14 protein-coding genes and 1 tRNA gene are annotated in these 16,741 nt (G+C 72.2%); 8 read left to right on the forward strand and 7 right to left on the reverse strand.

Going from position 1 to position 16,741, the window contains the following annotated elements; genetic code table 11:
• The first annotated feature begins 74 nt into the window (after positions 1-74).
• Positions 75-1,949: a polyprenol phosphomannose-dependent alpha 1,6 mannosyltransferase MptB gene (mptB, locus tag AB0H81_RS00750; RefSeq protein ID WP_358367245.1), complete on the forward strand. Its 1,875-nt coding sequence runs from the start codon at positions 75-77 to the stop codon at positions 1,947-1,949.
• On the opposite strand, the gene AB0H81_RS00755 is transcribed toward mptB, so the two are convergent.
• Positions 1,831-4,626: a hypothetical protein gene (locus tag AB0H81_RS00755; RefSeq protein ID WP_358367248.1), complete on the reverse strand. Its 2,796-nt coding sequence runs from the start codon at positions 4,624-4,626 to the stop codon at positions 1,831-1,833. The two genes, mptB and AB0H81_RS00755, sit on opposite strands and share 119 nt — an antisense overlap.
• A 325-nt stretch (positions 4,627-4,951) precedes the next feature.
• Between AB0H81_RS00755 and AB0H81_RS00760 the strand changes: the two genes are divergently transcribed.
• From AB0H81_RS00760 to serS, 5 genes are read left to right on the forward strand one after another with little or no spacing between them, the layout of a single operon-like run.
• Positions 4,952-5,263, forward strand: a complete 312-nt coding sequence (locus AB0H81_RS00760) for a hypothetical protein (protein ID WP_358367250.1) — start codon at positions 4,952-4,954, stop codon at positions 5,261-5,263.
• A gap of 37 nt (positions 5,264-5,300) precedes the next feature.
• A complete protein-coding gene (locus tag AB0H81_RS00765) occupies positions 5,301-6,695 on the forward strand; it encodes a glycosyltransferase family 87 protein (protein WP_358367253.1) in 1,395 nt (464 codons plus the stop codon).
• 1 nt (position 6,696) lies between these two features.
• Positions 6,697-7,125 (forward strand): DUF4446 family protein, encoded by a 429-nt coding sequence (locus AB0H81_RS00770; RefSeq protein WP_358367256.1) that lies wholly within the window; start codon positions 6,697-6,699, stop codon positions 7,123-7,125.
• A 2-nt stretch (positions 7,126-7,127) separates the two neighbouring features.
• Positions 7,128-8,051 carry a prephenate dehydratase gene (gene pheA, locus AB0H81_RS00775; protein ID WP_358367258.1) on the forward strand — a complete coding sequence of 308 codons (924 nt, stop codon included), beginning with the start codon at positions 7,128-7,130 and terminating at the stop codon, positions 8,049-8,051.
• Between the two features lie 48 nt (positions 8,052-8,099).
• Positions 8,100-9,362: a serine--tRNA ligase gene (gene serS, locus AB0H81_RS00780; protein ID WP_358367260.1), complete on the forward strand. Its 1,263-nt coding sequence runs from the start codon at positions 8,100-8,102 to the stop codon at positions 9,360-9,362.
• Positions 9,363-9,944: 582 nt separating this feature from the next.
• Here the strand turns inward: serS and AB0H81_RS00785 are convergent.
• Both AB0H81_RS00785 and AB0H81_RS00790 read right to left on the reverse strand, forming a co-directional pair.
• Positions 9,945-10,112, reverse strand: a complete 168-nt coding sequence (locus AB0H81_RS00785; protein WP_358367263.1) for a hypothetical protein — start codon at positions 10,110-10,112, stop codon at positions 9,945-9,947.
• 144 nt (positions 10,113-10,256) lie between these two features.
• Positions 10,257-10,460, reverse strand: coding sequence for a cold-shock protein (locus AB0H81_RS00790; protein ID WP_043619750.1), 204 nt, complete (start codon positions 10,458-10,460; stop codon positions 10,257-10,259).
• A gap of 250 nt (positions 10,461-10,710) precedes the next feature.
• On the opposite strand from AB0H81_RS00790, the gene AB0H81_RS00795 reads away from it, so the two are divergent.
• On the forward strand, positions 10,711-11,508 hold the full coding sequence (locus tag AB0H81_RS00795) for an HAD family hydrolase (protein WP_358367265.1): 798 nt from the start codon (positions 10,711-10,713) through the stop codon (positions 11,506-11,508).
• Here the strand turns inward: AB0H81_RS00795 and AB0H81_RS00800 are convergent.
• Positions 11,499-12,005 (reverse strand): bacterial proteasome activator family protein, encoded by a 507-nt coding sequence (locus AB0H81_RS00800; protein WP_253769983.1) that lies wholly within the window; start codon positions 12,003-12,005, stop codon positions 11,499-11,501. The genes AB0H81_RS00795 and AB0H81_RS00800 overlap by 10 nt on opposite strands.
• Before the next feature lie 5 nt (positions 12,006-12,010).
• Positions 12,011-12,967, reverse strand: coding sequence for an NAD(P)H-quinone oxidoreductase (locus tag AB0H81_RS00805; RefSeq protein ID WP_358367268.1), 957 nt, complete (start codon positions 12,965-12,967; stop codon positions 12,011-12,013).
• 113 nt (positions 12,968-13,080) lie between these two features.
• Between AB0H81_RS00805 and AB0H81_RS00810 the strand changes: the two genes are divergently transcribed.
• Complete coding sequence (locus AB0H81_RS00810) at positions 13,081-15,648, forward strand: AAA family ATPase (RefSeq protein WP_358367271.1); 2,568 nt, start codon at positions 13,081-13,083, stop codon at positions 15,646-15,648.
• A gap of 25 nt (positions 15,649-15,673) precedes the next feature.
• Here the strand turns inward: AB0H81_RS00810 and AB0H81_RS00815 are convergent.
• Both AB0H81_RS00815 and AB0H81_RS00820 read right to left on the reverse strand, forming a co-directional pair.
• A tRNA-Ser gene (locus AB0H81_RS00815) sits at positions 15,674-15,760 on the reverse strand.
• A gap of 56 nt (positions 15,761-15,816) precedes the next feature.
• Entirely contained in the window at positions 15,817-16,662 is an 846-nt protein-coding gene (locus AB0H81_RS00820; RefSeq protein WP_358367274.1) for an NUDIX domain-containing protein, read from the reverse strand.
• Positions 16,663-16,741 lie beyond the last annotated feature (79 nt).

The following is a 16,741-nucleotide window of genomic DNA, read 5'->3' on the forward strand; positions in this document are numbered from 1 at the left end:
CCAGAAACGCGAAGTTATCCACAGCCTGGGGATAGACGGCCTGGGTGCTCGGGCCGGTGTGCTGGAATTTGCGGGTGACTTCGGAGAACGAGAGCGGAAAGCCGCCCTACCGGCTTCCCGGGCCGGCCATGATCGCGATCATCGCATCGATCCTGCTGACGATCGCCATCGGCCTCCTCGGCCCGTCCGCCATGGTCCCTGACCTCGGCGGCCCGGCCTGGCTGCCGCCGTTCTCGCTGGACGTCCGGCCCGACCCCCACCTCGTGATCGCCATGGCCGCGGCTGCCATCGTCCTCGGCGGCCTGGGTCTGTTCGCGGGCCTGACCGCCACCCGCCACGCTTCTCCCCGGCCCGCAACCGCCCCCACGCACGCGCCGAGCGACGCCCACCCCTCCACTGACCCCGACCCCGCCCCAGACGGCCCCAACCCCGCCTCGGGCGGGGCCAGCCCTGCCCCTGACGCTCCCAGTCCCGCCCCAGGCAGCGCCGATTTCACCTCAGGCGGCACCCATGTTGTCGCCACAGACCGCACCAACCACGCAGAGTCAGAGAGCACACCAGACCACCTCAGAAGCGCCTCCGGTCCCGTCACAGGCGGCACCGACCTCGCCAAGAGCACTCCCAGCCACCTGACAGGCGCCTCCAGCCATGCGGAGGGCGCTCCTGGCCGCGTCACAGACGGGCCCGGCCGTGGCCCCCTGACGGCGGCAGCCCGCCTCCTCTTGCTCGTCGGCTGCATAGCCGCCGGTCTGCTCGCGTTCCTGCCGCCCTCCGGCTCCGGCGATCACCTCAACTACGCCGCGTACGGCCGCATGGTCGTCCAGGGCATCAACCCGTACACCCACGGTGCGGTCGATCTCCCCGGCGACCCCATCGCCGGAGCGGTGGAGGAGCCCTGGCGCGAGGAGCCCAGCGTCTACGGCCCCGTCGCGACAGGCGCGCAGGCGCTGGCGAGCTGGGTCGGTGGAGACTCGCTCAGGCTGACCATGTTCGTCCTGGCTGTGCTGAACTCCGCCGCGTTCATCGCGACGGGCCTCCTGATCGACCGTTCCACCAGACACGATCCCGCCAGACGGCTCCGGGCGGCGTTGCTGTGGACGGCGAACCCGCTGCTGCTCTACCAGCTGGTCGCCGGCATGCATGTGGACACGCTGGCCGTGGCCTGCATGATCGCGGCGCTCCTCGCCCGTGCCCGCCCGCTCGGCTCCGGGATGCTGCTGGGGGTGGGTGTGGCGATCAAGGTCAACGCCGGACTGGTGGCGCTGGGGTCCGCATGGGAGCTGCGGCGCCGGCCGGGGCGGCTCGCGCTGATGGCCGGCGCGGCGCTGGCCGTGGTGATCGCCGGGTACGCCGTCGTGGGCACGGACGCCATCAGCCCCGTGACCCGTACCAGCAAGGCGATCTCCCACGCCTCCTACTGGAAGCTCGTCCAGGGCTGGCTGCAGACGCTGGTGGCCCCGGGGAGCGCCTACCGGGGCGAGATCCAGATCGGCTCTCTCCTGATCCTGGTCCTCGTCGCCTGGTCCCTGTTCCGCCTGTCGCACCGGCTGACCCCCGTGGGACCCGGACCCGTCGGACCCGTGGGGCGGGTCGGGCAGGTAGGGGGTGTCCCGGCCGAGGTGGTGGCCGCCGTGCTGGTCGGCGCGTACGTGTTCGCGACCCCGTACATCCTGCCCTGGTACGACGGGATGGCGTTCGCGCTGCTGGCGCTGGTGGCGGCCACGGCGTTCGACGGCTTCCTGGTCGCGCACCTGCTGGTCCTGTCCCTGGCCTACCTCCCGGCACGGGTGATCGTCCTCCCGGACGACCTCGGGTGGCTCAGGGCCGTGGTCAGACCCCAGGTCGTTCCGTGGGTGTTGCTGGCTCTGACGGTCGCTCTGGCGTGGTGGGCCTGGAGAGCCGCAGGGCCCGTACGGAGGCGGCCAGCGCCAGCGGGACGGCCATCGTGAGCGCCATGGCCGGGATGGCGATCCCCGAGTCGTTGATGAGAAACCCGATGAACGCGCACGTCAGCGCCCCGAACAGCCCGGCGCGGAAGGTGGGCGCGAGCGCGTACGCCTGGCCGAGCGCCGAGGCGCCCCAGCGAGAGGGACGATCCAGCACCAGGAAGAGGAAGGCCAGCGCCACCGCCGACAGGAGCGTCAGCGACCAGTTCCCGACGGTGACTCCGATCATGGCGCCGAACTTCCGGCCGACCACGGTCCACGCCTGGCCGTCGATGATCTGCTGGACGAAGTTGCCGAGATGGGTGCGCTGCGCCGCCGGCCGGAGCCAGTCGAAGAACGCGATGGCGCCGATCAACGCGGCGCCCGCGAACGCCACCAGCATCAGCTTCACGAGGGACACACGTCGACCGGCGAGCATGATCAGGAAGACGGCCAGTCCGATCACGAAGGCGGGCACGCCGCCGAAGTCGGCTCCCCAAGCCGGCCATCCGTCGGCGAAGACCGCCAGGCCCCCGTAGGCGGCGCAGACCAGCAGCGTCACGAGCCGCGACGCTCCCCTGCCCAGCAGCCACTGGGCGAGTCCGGCGAGCCCGAGGATGGTGCCGGTCGCGTAGACGGCGAAGGCGATGTTGCTGAAGCCGTAGAACCGGCCGCCGGTGACGGGCTCGTAGCCGGTGACGGCGTTCACCTGCAGCGTGGAGCCGGTCATCACGTCCACGAGCAGGGCCACCGAGGTGACGGCCGCGACCACGGTCAACGGCCCGAGCACGTGCGTCCGCCACGGCCCGCCGAACGCGACCGCGCTGATCAGCCCGGCGATGCCCAGGATGGTGCCTATCACGCCCGCCATCGGCATCGGCAGGCTCCACCAGGGCACGAGCTGCGCCAGGAACGTGGACACGGCGATTGATCCACTGACCACCGCCACGACCTGCACGACGCTCAGCAGCCGAGACTCCCCGGCGACCTCACCGGCGGAGTCCGGCCGTCCCGCCGAGACCGAGCCTGAGACCGGGGGTGAGGCTGAGCCTATGCCCAAGGCTGAGACCGAGCCCGAGCCCGAGCCCGAGGGTGAACCTGAGACCGAGGGTGAACCTGAGACCGAGGCGGAGGCTGGGTCTGTGTCCGAGGCTGAGGCCGACTCGGGGATGCCATCGTGGCCCTCGCCCGCCACCTCGGCGGTCGTTGCCTCGATCTTCGTGGGTTCGGCCGTCGGTGCCTCGGTCTTCGCCTTCGTGGGTTCGGTCTTCGGGGGCTCGATCCTCGTGGGTTCGGCTCCTGTGGGGTCGGTCTCCGCTGTGAGGGTGCCGTTTGCGGGGGACGGGGGTCGGCTGCTGGGGGACTTGCGGCGGCGGCGCAGGGCGAGGGCCGCGAAGGCGTAGAAGAGGAGCTGCACCGAGACGAAGACCGCGAAGAACGGGCCGCGCACCTCGCGCAGCACCTGGCTGGCCAGGTCGGCGTCCGCCAGCTCCGCCACCGTCTCGGCCGTCGTGGCCGGGGCGGGGTCGCCGTTCTGCCAGACGTGGCCGACGACCTGGCGCGGAGGCTCCAACCCGAGCGCCCCGATCGCCGTGGCCGTCAGGTCGGTGATCGTGACCAGGGCGTCCTGGCGCGTGGAGGTGGCGGTGAGGTGACCGTGGCGGTACTCCTGCTCGCCGTCGGAAGAGCGAGCAGAGGAAGACCGGGCCGGGGTGGTGCCATCACCGCCAGGGCCTCGGGCGGCTCCACTGGCAGGTGTTCGCTCGCTTCCACGGCTGGGTGCGGGGTCGGCACTACTTCCAGGTGTCTGGCCGGCGCTTCCAGGTGTCTGGTCGGCCATGGTGCCAAGGTTCTGGCCGTCTGTGGGGTCGGTGGGGCGGTTGGTTCGGCTCGCGTGGTTCTGGTCGTCCGTGCTGCCGGTGGGGCCGTTGGCTCGGCTCTCCTGGTTCTGGTCGGCCGTGCCGGTGGGGCTCTGGTTGTGGTGGGCTGTGGGACTGGCTGTGGTGGGGGCCGGGCCGGTGGCGAGGGCCACGTGGAGGTGGGCGTTCGGAGTGACGTCGGAGATGCCCGCCACCAGAGTCGTCGTCCCCGCCGGGAGCCGGGAGAGGAGGGCCCCGATCCGGCGGTCGGCCTCCGTGGCCGCCTTCCGTCTGGTGGCGGCCGGCATGGGCGTCGGCACGCCGTACTCGTCCAGGGGCTGGCGGGCCCAGGCGTCGGCCAGGGGGGAAACGTCCTGAACGATCAGGTGATAGGCGGACAGGTCCGGCAGGGCCTCTGCGGTGTCTGCGTATGTGGTGATATTTCCGGCCTTGTTGGCGGCGGCCAGGGCCGCGCCCGGGCCGATGGCCGCGACCCGGCCGCCTCCGTCGGTCACCAACTGTCCGAGGGTGCCGAGCTGCGCGTCGTACCCGGTCTCCGACTGGTACGCGGCCAGCGCCGCCCATCCCGGGACACTGGCGCCCTCACCGTTCCGCTGGGGCTTGGGCACGGCGGGGCAGCCCCGGCCGGGCGCACCGGAACGCTGGCCCGCCGAGACGGTCAGCCAGCCCGCGATGGGACAGGTGATGCCGCGGTCCGGAGGCGGGACGGCGCGCGTGGACAGGGACGCGGAGCCCGCCTCCCCGGCGAGCTTCCACAGGTTGGGGGTGCGGGAGACGTCGAGGTCGCTCCATTCCAGGCCGGGGACGCCGATGAGAGCCACCCGGCCGGTCAACTGGTCGGCCCGGAGAGTCCCTGTGGCGGGGGCCTGGCCGGACCTTCCCGTCGGGGCGGTCTCGACTGAAGACCTTCCAGGCGGGGCTGTCTCGACGGAAGAGGCTGTCCCTCCTGTTGCGTCCGCCCGTCCAGTCGTGTCGGCTGTGTCGGCTCTTCCGGTCGCGCCGGCTCTTCCGGCCGCCTCCGCCCTTCCTGTTGCGCCCGCTCTTCCGGCCGCGCCCGCACTTCCTGCCAGGGCGGCCCCTGCGGTCAGGGATGTGCCGCCGGTCGAGGCGTAAGCCGCTCCCGTCGTGGCGTCCTGGGCTTCTCCGGTGGTGGCGTACTCGGCCCCGCCGGTGGCGGCGTACCGGACCCCGTCGGTGGTGGCGTGCAGAGGGGAGGTCGTGAAGGCGGGGGAGACGGCCGTGGCCGGCGTGGTCGCGGAGGCCGGTCTGGTGGCGAGGGGCACGAGGCCGGGGTTGGCGGTCGCGTTGGTGCTCAGGAAGACGGTGGTCACCGTGGCACTCAGGATGACGGCGGTGATTCTGGAGGTCGCGGAGAGCCAGAGGGGCCGCTGGGCGCGTGAGGGCGCGCTGAACGTGGCATACGGCACGTGCGGCATGTACGGGACCCCCGGTGTGTGACCCTCGATCGGCAACAGCCACGGTAACGTGCCACACCGTGACAGGTGGCGAGACGTCGGTGCGCCGGCGGCAGTGGTGGGCGTGGGCCGTGGCGGCGGTCGTCGTGGCGTGGGCCGTGGCCCCTCTCGTGCTGCACTGGCTGACGAACCCCGACGACCAGCGCCTCGTCGACCTCGATGTTTACCGTACCGGCGGCCAGGTGCTCCTTGACGGCCGCGACGTGTACGCGTACTTCACCCCGGCCCCGCAGCTTCTCCCGTTCACCTATCCGCCCGTCGCGGCGATGCTGGCCGTGGCGCTGGCGGAGATGTCGTGGGGGACGGCCCAGTGGGTGTGGACGGCCGGGATCTTCGTCGCGCTGGCCGTGACCGTGGGGTTCGCCTTCCGGGAGGTGCTCACACGGCCCCGCGAGGGCACCGAAGGCTCCCATGTCGACAGCGTTCCTGGTCGACAAGAACATGCCGAGGACGTCCGTCGCGAACAGGCCAGTGGGGCGGGTTCCGCGGGGCTCCCGCCACTGCTCCGCCGTACCGGCACCGGACTCCGGCGCATCCTGACCGGCGGCACCCGGCACAGCCCCTGGTTGTTCGCGTTCCTGATGGTGGCGTGCACGTACCTGATGCCGATCCGCGACCAGGTCCGGTTCGGGCAGGTGGACATCATGCTGGTGGCCCTGTGCCTGGCCGACTGCGTCGCGCGGCGGCCGTGGTGGCCGCGCGGGTTCCTGATCGGGCTGGCCACCGCCGTCAAGCTCGTCCCCGGCGTCTTCCTCGTCTACCTCCTGATCACCCGGCAGTGGCGGACGCTGTTCATGGCGTCGTTCGTGACGGCGCTGCTCACGCTGCTGCCGTTCGCGGTGATCCCCCGGGACGCGGCCGGCTTCTGGTTCTCGGCGCTGCTCGACCCCGACAGGCTCGGCTCGAACGCGGGCACCACCAACCAGTCCATCCGCGGCATGCTGATCCGCCTGTACATGAACGACACGCTCACGGGGCTTCTGTGGGTGGCGATCGTGGCCGTGGTCGGCTGGTACGGCTTCCGCGCCGCCCGGGACGCGTACCGCGCGGGTGACTCCGTCACGGCTGTCGCGCTCGTCGGGCTGATGGCGGTGCTGCTGTCGCCCGTCGCGTGGATCCACCACCTGGCCTGGGTCGTCGTCGTGCTGGGCGCCGTCGTGGGCGACGGGCGCGATCCGGTACGGCTGCGCGTGGCCGCCGGCGTGTGGCTGTACTACGTGCTGCCGATCCCCTGGTGGGGCGTGGCGCTGAAGGCGGCCGAGATCCCTGTGCTCAGCCCCGTGCTGGGCAAGATCGTGCAGAACGCCTTCGGGCTCGGGGCGCTGGCCCTGGTCTGGCTGCTGGCGTCCTGGCTGCCGAAGCGGCGGGCCGCCGAGCCCTCGCCAGGCGCCTTGCCCGCCCATTACCCTCTGTAGCGTGCTGATTGCCGTGGGGATGTGCGCCGCCGCAGCGACGGGCGGCGTGGTCATGGGCTACCTGGCGCTCCGGCGGGCCCGGGAGGAGCTCGACGACTGCCGCCGCATGCTCGTACGGCAGGCGTCCGTCGCCGCGGGCGACCTGAGGGCCATCCGCGACGTGGCCGTGTGCCGGTACGACGCGCTGGAGGAGATGGCCGGCCGCCTGTCGTTCTCCGTCGCGATGATCAACGGCCTGGGCGACGGCATCGTGCTGACCTCGATCAACGGCTGCTCCGAGACCCGCACGTACGTGCGGTGCGTGGTGGGCGGCAAGGGTGAGCAGCCGCTGTCGCCGGAAGAGGAGGAGGCGGTGCGGGCCGCCCGGCTCGGGCTCGGGTCGGTCGCGGCAAAGCCGCGCGCACCTCGACAAGCTGCGGATACTCTGTAGTCATGCCCAGACTCGCGTATCTCGGGCCCGAAGGAACCTTCACCGAGGAAGCCCTGCGGCTCCTGGACCCCGGTGCCGAGCGTCTGCCCTGCGCGACCGTGAGCGCCGCGCTGGCGGCGGTCCGCGGCGGCGAGGCCGACGGCGCGGTCGTTCCGCTGGAGAACTCCGTCGAGGGCGCGATCACCACGACACTCGACGAGTTCGCCTGGGGCGAGCCCCTGCTGATCGACGCCGAGCTGCTGCTGCCGGTGCGCTTCTCGCTGCTGGCCCGGCCCGGCACGGAGATCCCACACATCAAGCGCGTCTACACCCATCCCGCTGCGATCACGCAGTGCCGCGCGTACCTCTCGCGCGAGCTGCCCGACGCGGTGGTGGTGGCGGCGCCTTCGACGGCCGCCGCGGCCCAGGAGGTGTCGCTGCCCGGCTCCCCGTACGACGCGGCGATCGCGGCCCGCATCGCGGGCGAGCACTACGGCCTGGTGGAGCTGGCAGGCGACATCGGCGACCGCACCGACACGGTGACGCGGTTCGTCAAGGTGGCCCGTCCCGGCCGTCCCCTGCCCGAGCCGACCGGCTCCGACCGCACCACGCTCGTCGTCTTCCTGGCCGACGACCACCCCGGCGCGCTGCTGGAGATGCTGACCGAGTTCTCCGTGCGCGGCGTCAACCTGACGCGCATCGAGTCGCGGCCCACCGGCGACGGCATCGGCCGTTACTTCTTCCACTTCGACTTCGAGGGCCACGTCGCCGACGCCCGCGTCGGTGAGGCCATCGCGGGCCTGCACCGCGTCTGCGGCGAGGTGCGCTTCCTCGGCAGCTATCCGCGGGCCGACGGGGTCGTGCCGAGGGTCAAGCCCGGCACGGCCGACGAGGAGTTCGCCGAGGCGGGCGACTGGCTGGCCCGGATCCGCGCCGGTCAGGTCTGAGGCCGAATAGAGGGGCGAGGAGACGCCTCGCGCCGGTAGCCTTTCCTTGTGATTGACCTGCGTACCCTTCGTGAGGACCCCGACCGGCTCCGGGCGTCGCAGCGTGCCCGCGGTGAGGACGACGCCGTCGTCGACACGCTGCTCGACCTCGACGAGCGCCGACGCTCCGCGCTGACCAGGTTCGAGTCGCTGCGCGCCGAGCAGAAGAGTCTCGGCAAGTCGGTGTCCAAGGCGCAGGGCGAGGAGAAGGCCGCGCTGCTGGCCCGGGCCAAGGACCTCGCGGCCGGGGTCAAGGCCGCCGAGGCCGAGGCCGAGGCGCTCGGGGCGCAGCTCGACGAGCTCGTGCAGACCGTGCCCAACCTCGTCGAGGAGGACGCCCCGCACGGCGGCGAGGACGACTACGTCGTCCTGGAGACCTACGGCGAGCCGCGGCGGTTCGACTTCGAGCCCAGGGACCACCTGGAGATCGGTGAGCTGCTCGACGCCATCGACATGGAGCGGGGCGCCAAGGTGTCCGGCTCGCGGTTCTTCTTCCTCAAGGGCGTCGGCGCCCGGCTCCAGCTCGGCCTGCTCAACATGGCCATGCAGCAGGCCATCGCCAGCGGCTTCACACCCATGATCACTCCGGTGCTGGTCAAGCCGGACACCATGCAGGGCACGGGCTTCCACGTGGCCCACGACAAGGAGATCTACCGCCTGCCCGAGGACGACCTCTACCTGGTCGGCACCTCGGAGGTGGCGCTGGCGGGCTACCACGCCCAGGAGATCCTCAACGCCGACGAGCTGCCGCTGCGCTACGCCGGCTGGTCGTCCTGCTTCCGCCGCGAGGCGGGCTCGTACGGCAAGGACACCAGGGGCATCATCCGCGTCCACCAGTTCGACAAGGTGGAGATGTTCTCCTACGTACGGCCCGAGGACGCCCGTGAGGAGCACCGGCGGCTGCTGGCCTGGGAGAAGGAGATGCTCGACGCCCTGGAGCTGCCCTACCGGGTCATCGACACGGCGGCGGGTGACCTCGGCATGTCGGCGGCGCGCAAGTTCGACTGCGAGGCGTGGATCCCCAGCCAGGGCCGCTACCGGGAGCTGAGCTCGACCTCCAACTGCACGGAGTTCCAGGCCCGGCGGCTGGCGGTGCGCTTCCGCGACAAGGACGGCAAGCCGCAGCACGTGGCCACGCTCAACGGCACGCTGGCCACCACGCGCTGGATCGTCGCCATCCTGGAGAACCACCAGCAGGCCGACGGCTCGGTCGTGGTGCCGAAGGCGCTGCGCCCGTACGTGGGCCTCGAGGTGCTGGAGCCGTCCAAGTAGCCGGACGTGTGGCCCGGACCTGGAGTTCTCGGGCCCTGGGTCGCCGCCCGCCCGCCGCCCCCTCTGTGCGCCCTGCGCCGACGCCCCCGCCCCCATGGGACGGGGGGGTCGGCGTGTCACGTCTCAGGGCGTCGCGCGGCCTCGACGGCGGCGGTTATCAGGGCGTCCTCCTTGACGGCTTCGCGTCCGACGAGGACGGCGACCCCTGGCGAGGAGCTCGCGCCGGCCCTCGGAGAGCTCCCACGAGGTGCGCCAGGTCCGGCCTCTGTCGCCGGACTCCCTCACGGCCATCCGGCCCCGGCACGATGGCGTAGCAGCGCCGCGCGTCGCCCGGCACGCACGCCTTCTCCTGTGGCCGCGTGGGCCAGCGTCCGTGGACGCCATGCCGTTCACCGTCTCGCGGCCGCGTCCGACGGAGTCGGTGCTGAACACGATGCAGCCTGCGTCGGCGTGGAGGGTGCGCCGCCGTACCCGTCAGGCCAGGGCGAGCGCGGGCAGGGCCAGGAGGTCCGTGGAATCGTCCAGGACGCGCGACGGACCCGCCACGAGGGTGAAGACATGGGAGGCCGCCTACGCGCCCGTCTACGTCGTTTTGGCGAGCGTGAACAGCGTCCCGGTGATCAGGGTGGCGGCCAGGTCGGCCCGTCCCAGGAAGAGGAGGGCCACCAGTGGCGGGGCCACCACGAGCCCCGCGACGTCACCCGGCTTGCCGGTCACGGTCGCCGGGTGGCACAACCACGCGTACGTCATGCCTGGGTCGATGATCGTCCAGGGGCGCGGGTTCGGCGATCCGTGAGTTGAGTCACATTCGTGATCAGGTGAGCGGGCTGCCCCGGGTACGCGAAAGGCCGAGGTTCGCTGGAAGCGAACCCCGGCCTATCTCGCTGCTACAGGTCAGATGGCACGGACCTGAGAGGCCTGCGGCCCCTTCTGGCCCTGCGTGATCTCGAACTCGACCCGCTGGCCGTCTTCAAGGCTGCGGTAGCCGTTGCCGACGATCTCGGAGAAGTGCACGAACACGTCCGGCGCACCGCCGTCCGGGGCGATGAAGCCGAAGCCCTTCTCAGCGTTGAACCACTTGACGGTTCCCTGAGCCATAAAAGCTCTCCCTCAGGATGTGAATCTATGGGACCCGCACCTCGCGGGTCCCGGTGTGTCGTACAGCAGCAACCCGGGGTGGCTCAGACAAAGTCATGCTGGTTTTCACTACGGGATCAGCTAATACAACGCCTCCACATCTAACACCATTCTGGCGCGTCGGTGTTCCCGTCCCTGGGAAGATTTCTGGCCGGCGGCATCACCCGGCAAACTGGAACGTGTTATGCAGAGTCTCCCCGCGCCGCGTCTCGTGGCCACCGACCTCGACGGCACCGCCCTGCGCGCTGACGGAACCATCTCTCCCCGGACGGCTGCGGCCTTCGCCAGAGTCGAGGAGGCGGGCGCCATGCTGGTGTTCGTCACCGGCCGGCCGCCGCGGTGGATGAGCGGAGTGGCCGGTGCGCTGCGTCACCGAGGGCTGGCAATCTGTGCAAACGGAGCACTGATCTACGACCTGCATACGGAACGCATAGTCGAATCGCACCTGATCGCGGTGGATGTACTGGAACAAGTCGTCGCTCAGCTAAGAGCGAACGTGCCCGAACTCGCATTTTCGGTCGAGTATGAGGGGGGATTTGCGCATGAGTCCCAATTCCCGCTCGGCGGTTGGGACAGCAAGGCCGTCGGAGGGCTGCGCGTCGGCGCCGGCACGCTGACGTCGCAGCCCTGCGCCAAGCTGCTCGCCCTGCACCCTCACATGGACCCCGACACGCTGCACGCGACCGTCCACGAGCTCGTGGGGCACCTCGTGACCGCCACGCACTCCAGCGGCCGCAGCCTCATCGAGATGAGCGCTCACGGTGTGACGAAGGCCACGGCGCTGGCCGTGCTCGCGGAGCGGCACGAGATCAAGCCGTCGGAGGTCGTGGCGTTCGGCGACATGCCGAACGACCTGCCCATGCTGAGCTGGGCAGGCACGTCGTACGCGGTCGCCAACGCGCATCCCGGCGTGCTGGCCGCGGTCGATCATGTGACGGCGGCCAACGACGACGACGGAGTGGCCCGCGTGCTGGAGCGGCTCTACGGGCCGTCCCCCGGCTACAGGTAGGGGCCGGAGCCTCCAGGCGGGGCGTCACCGTGCGGCACGCCGGGCAGCGCCCTGCGCATCTGCTCCAACTGGGCCCTGGCCGCCATCTGCTGCGCGAACAGCGTGGTCTGGATCCCGTGGAACAACCCCTCAAGCCAGCCCACGAGCTGCGCGTGGGCGATGCGGAGCTCCGCGTCGCTCGGCGGCGTGCCGTTGTCGTCGGTGAACGGCAGCGACAGCCGCTCCAGCTCGTCGACCAGCTCGGGCGCCAGGCCGTCCTCCAGTTCCTTGATCGAGGACTGGTGGATCTCCTTCAACCGCTTGCGGCTCGCCTCGTCCAGAGGGGCCGCGCGGACCTCCTCCAGAAGCTGGCGGATCATGCTGCCGATACGCATGACCTTGGCGGGCTGCTCGACCAGGTTGGTGACCGAGCGCTCCTCTTCACCACTGTCACTCTGGCCCTGGAAGTCGGGACCGACCACCACGATGCGAGAGGTGTTGTTGTCCTCAGCACTCATAGGTTTCACCGTACTAGCAGGATCTTGCCGATGTGCTCACCGGAATCCAGCAGCCGGTGCGCCTCGGCCGCGTCGCTCATCGGAACCCGCGCGTGCACCACGGGACGCACCGCCCCCGCGCCGACCAGCGGCCAGACGTTGTCCGCGACGCTGCGCACGATGACGCCCTTCTCCTCGACGGGCCGGGCGCGCAGCGTGGTGCCGTGGACCGACGCGCGCTTGGTCATCAGGACGCCGAGGTCGATCTCGGCCTTGGCGCCGCCCTGGAGGGCGATGATCGTCAGGCGGCCGCCGGTGTTGAGTGCCTTGAGGTTGCCGGCCAGGTAGGAGCCGCCGATGATGTCGAGGATCACGTCGGCCCGCACCAGGTCCGAGAAGTCCTGCTCGCGGTAGTTGATGGTCTCGTCCGCGCCGAGCTCCCGCAGCCGCCGCAGCTTGGCCTCGCCGCCGGCCGTGGCCACCACCCGTGAGCCGAGCGCCTTGGCGAGCTGCACCGCGAACGTGCCGATCCCGCTCGCCCCGCCGTGGACCAGCAGCGTCTCGCCCTTGCGCAGCCGGGCCAGCATGAACACGTTGGACCACACCGTGCAGGCCACCTCCGGCAACGCCGCCGCGTCCACCAGCGGGACGCCCTCGGGCACCGGCATCACCTGCTCCCACGGCACGGCCACCCGCTCGGCGTAGCCGCCGCCGGCCAGCAGCGCGCAGACCTCGTCACCGGGCGCGAACCCCGGCACGCCCGCGCCGACCTCCGCCACCACGCCGGAGACCTCCAGCCCCGGGTACGGCGGGGTGCCGGGAGGCGGGTCGTAGAACCCCTTCCGCTGGAGCACGTCCGCTCTGTTGACCCCGGCCGCGGCCACGTCGATGACGACCTGGCCCTGCTCAGGACGCGGGTCGGGCACCTCGCGCCACTCCAGGACCTCTGGGCCGCCGGGCCGGACGATCTCGATGGCTCGCATGTCACCACCGTAACCGGGCAAAGAAGTTCCGGGTTGGCTGCGACCATGGGAACACATGGCGTTAATCTTCAGAATATTTGCTGCCCCTTTACACCCAGCCGAGGGGGAACACGGTGGCGAGACACGATCGCGAGGAATCGCTCGAGGAGCAGCTTGCCTGGCTCGATGCGATCAAGGAGACGGAGGAGGCGTCCGTCCCGGGCGGCTCCGCCGGCTCCGCCGACGAGCAGTCCGCTTCGCCGTACCCGCAGGACCCGTGGCGGTCGGTGACGCCGCCGGAGGTGCCGCCGCAGCCGCTGTTCCGCGCCGCGGCCGGGTCGCTGTACGACCCTGACACGGCGTCCGGCGCGGGGGCCGACGTGGGGGAGGAGGGGGCCGGGCGCGAGAGTGAGGCCTCCACGCAGTGGCTGGAGCCGCCGTCGCCGTTCGGCCAGACGTCGGGGTACGAGCAGACCTCCGGGTACGACCAGACGTCCGGATACGGTCTGGAGCACGGTCGGCGGCAGGGCTCGTTCGGCGAGGCGTCGGCGTTCGAGACGCCCGCGGCGCCGTTCGACGCGCAGCCACGGGACGACCGGGACGACCTGGCGTCGGCGGGGCCCGACGGGTTCCTGGAGCCGCTCAAGCCGCTGCCCCGGGCCGACGACGCCGACACGTACCCCTCGCTGCCCGAGCCCCGGCCGGCGCGCGAGGGCGACGACCCGGCCGCCGCCGGGGGACGGACGGCTGAGGAGCGCGCCGGGTGGCCGGAGCCCCTGGAGTGGCCGCTGCCGCCGGAGCGCTTCAACGCCTTCGACACGCGCCCGTCCGAGACCCACCCCTCCGAGACGCGCCCGTCCGAGGCCCGCCTTTCCGAGACGCGCCCGGCCGAGACCTCCGAGCCCGGCCTCCCCGAGACGCGGAGGTCCGAGACGCGCCCCTCGGAGACCCCTTCCGCCGAGGCCCGCCCCTCCGACACGCACACCTCCGAGGACCGCAGTCCGGAGTCCCAGCGCTCGGAGGCGGGCGTCTCCGAGGGAAGCGTCGCGGCGTCCGACCCGGACTCCCCGGACGCGACCTCTCCCAATGTGCGGCCTCCGTCCGCGTGGGAGCCGCGCCCGGTGCCGCCGTCCGACACGCCGCTGTTCGCCCCACGGCCGTCCGAGACGCGTCCGTCGGACGAGGTACGGCCGCCGGGTGAGGGGCGCCCGACGGATGAGGGGCGCCCGACGGGCGACGCACGGTCGGCGGAGAACGCACGTTCCCCCGAGAACGCGCGGTCGGCAGAGAACGCACGTTCGGCCGGGAACGCGTGGTCCACCGAGGACGCACCGGCCGCCGAGGACGTACCCGACGACACCCGGCCCACCCGGTCCCGCTCCCGCCACGAGGAACCCGAGCCCGGCCACGGCATCACCGCCGCCGGCCCCCACGGCGACGAGGACACCCCCTTCGCTCCCTCCGTGGACGACGACGAGGACCGGCACACCGTCGAGGTCAGGCCCCTCGCCCATCCGCCCGCGTTCGGCGCCCCGTCGTCCGGTCGCCGGGCCGCCCAGGGCAGCGGGCTCGACCGTCCGGAGCCACCGCGGCACCCCGAGACGCGGGACCTCCCCGAGCCGCCCCCGCACGCGGCGGCTCAGCCCCCCGCGCCGCGGGCCGAGCCGTCGGCGCCCAGGCCGCGCCGCCCGGCCCCCGTCCCGGTCTTCAGCGCGTCCCCGCGCCCGCCCGTCACCGGCAAGCCGACCGCCGAGAGCCTGGACCCCGAGACCCTGCTGAGGGGCCGCCGCAACGCCCCGTCCAAGGGCTGGCGGCGCCTGGTCTACAAGGCGTCCGGCGGCTGGATCAAGCCGGGTGAGCCGCCGGAGGTGCGCCGCCGCCGCGAGCTGCTGTCCAGGGCCCGCACACCGGTCGCCACGGGTCACCACCGGGTGGCCGTCCTCAGCCTGAAGGGCGGCGTCGGCAAGACGACGACCACGGTCGGCCTCGGCGCGACGCTCGCCTCGACGCGCGGCGACCGCGTCATCGCCGTCGACGCCAACCCCGACCGCGGCACCCTGTCCGACAAGCTGGCGCTGGAGACCTCGGCGACGGTCCGCGACCTGCTCAACGAGCGTGAGCAGGTCAAGAGGTACGTCGACATCAGGGCGTTCACCTCGCAGGCGCCCTCGCGGCTGGAGGTGCTGGCCTCCGACCGCGACCCGTCGGTGTCGGAGGCGTTCAGCGGCGCCGACTACCAGGCCGTCTCGCAGGTGCTGGAGAACTTCTACTCCATCTGCATCACCGACTGCGGCACCGGCCTGCTGCACTCCGCGATGGGCGGCGTGCTCGGCCTGGCCGACCAGATCGTGCTGGTCAGCTCGCCGTCGGTGGACGGCGCGCGGGCCGCGTCTGCGACGCTCGACTGGCTGGAGGCGCACCACTACGGCGACCTGGTGCGCGACGCCACCGTCGTGCTGTGCAGCGTGCGGCCGCGCACGAAGTCGGCGGTCGACATCAACAAGCTGGAGGCCCACTTCGCGGCCCGGTGCCGGGCGGTGATCCGCGTGCCGTACGACCCGCATCTGGAGGAGGGCGCGGAGATCGACCTGGACCGGCTGCAGGAGCCCACGCGGGACGCCTTCCTGCAGCTCGCGGCGTACGTGGGCGACGGCTTCGCCGGGGCGAGGGAGACCGTGGCGGCCCCCGGGATGCGCGACTAGGCCGCCCGGGGGCGCCGGAGCCGAGCGGAGGGTGTGGGATTCGAACCCACGAGGCCATCGCTGACCTGGCCGCTTTCAAGGCGGCTGCACTCGTCCACTATGCGAACCCTCCAGTGCGCACACCACCTTAGCGGCTGCCGTGCCGCCGGGGTACCGGAGCGGCGGCTCCTACCGGTCGAGCTGTGAGAGCAGCCACCGGGGGCCGGCGGTGGTGGCGCCGAGGTCGGTGACGCGCTCCTTGAGGCCCCGGTCGGCGGTCACGACGAGCACCCGCTCCCACGGCCGGGCCCGGCGTACGACCTCCACGATGGCGTCGTCGCCGCTGCCCGTGGCCGCCACCACCTGGACGCCCGGCACGTCCGGCACCTCGCGGGCGCCGCCCTCCACGACGGCCACGATCCGCGGGTACCAGCGTTCCAGCACGGGGTGGGACAGGCCCAGCCGCGCCACCTCCTCCAGCAGGCGGGTGGCGGCGCCGAGCCGGTCCTTCCACCAGCCGTGCTCGGCGCGGGCGCCGACGATGTTGGCCACGTCGAGGACCAGCGTCTCGGGCCGCAGCTCCTCCTGGACCTGTCCCCACGTCTCGGCGAACCCGGGGTGCAGTCGCATCGCGGAGATCTCCGGCAGGCGCAGCCAGCGCAGCTCGTCGCTCTCGCGGTTGGCGGGCACGGCGGGCAGCAGCTCGGGCGCCTCGGCGATGACCGTCTCGAACGCCCACCCGCCGTGGTCGTCCACGTACACGCCCCTGACCCGCAGGGTGTCGGCGGGCAGCGCCGCCTCCTCGTGGGCCTCGCGCAGCGCCCCGGCGACGGCGTCCTCGTGGCTGTCGAGCGCGCCGCCCGGCAGGCCCCACGTGCCGCCGTGGTGGCTCCACCACGAGCGTTTCTGCATGAGCACGTACGGCACGCCGTCCGCGTCGTGGTGGACGGCCAGCAGACCGGAGGCGCCGTGCAGCCCCCAGTGCCGGTGGCCCCGCCCGCACTCCGTCCACCCGTCGCCGTCGCCAGCCGCCATGGTCTCGCTTCTCCCCCCGTTCACGGGCGTTCCTGGAACGCCCAGGAAGTCTCAGCCTAGGTGCCGCGGCGGCGCGGGC

The organism is Nonomuraea sp. NPDC050691, assembly GCF_040654455.1.
GTDB lineage: Bacteria > Actinomycetota > Actinomycetes > Streptosporangiales > Streptosporangiaceae > Nonomuraea.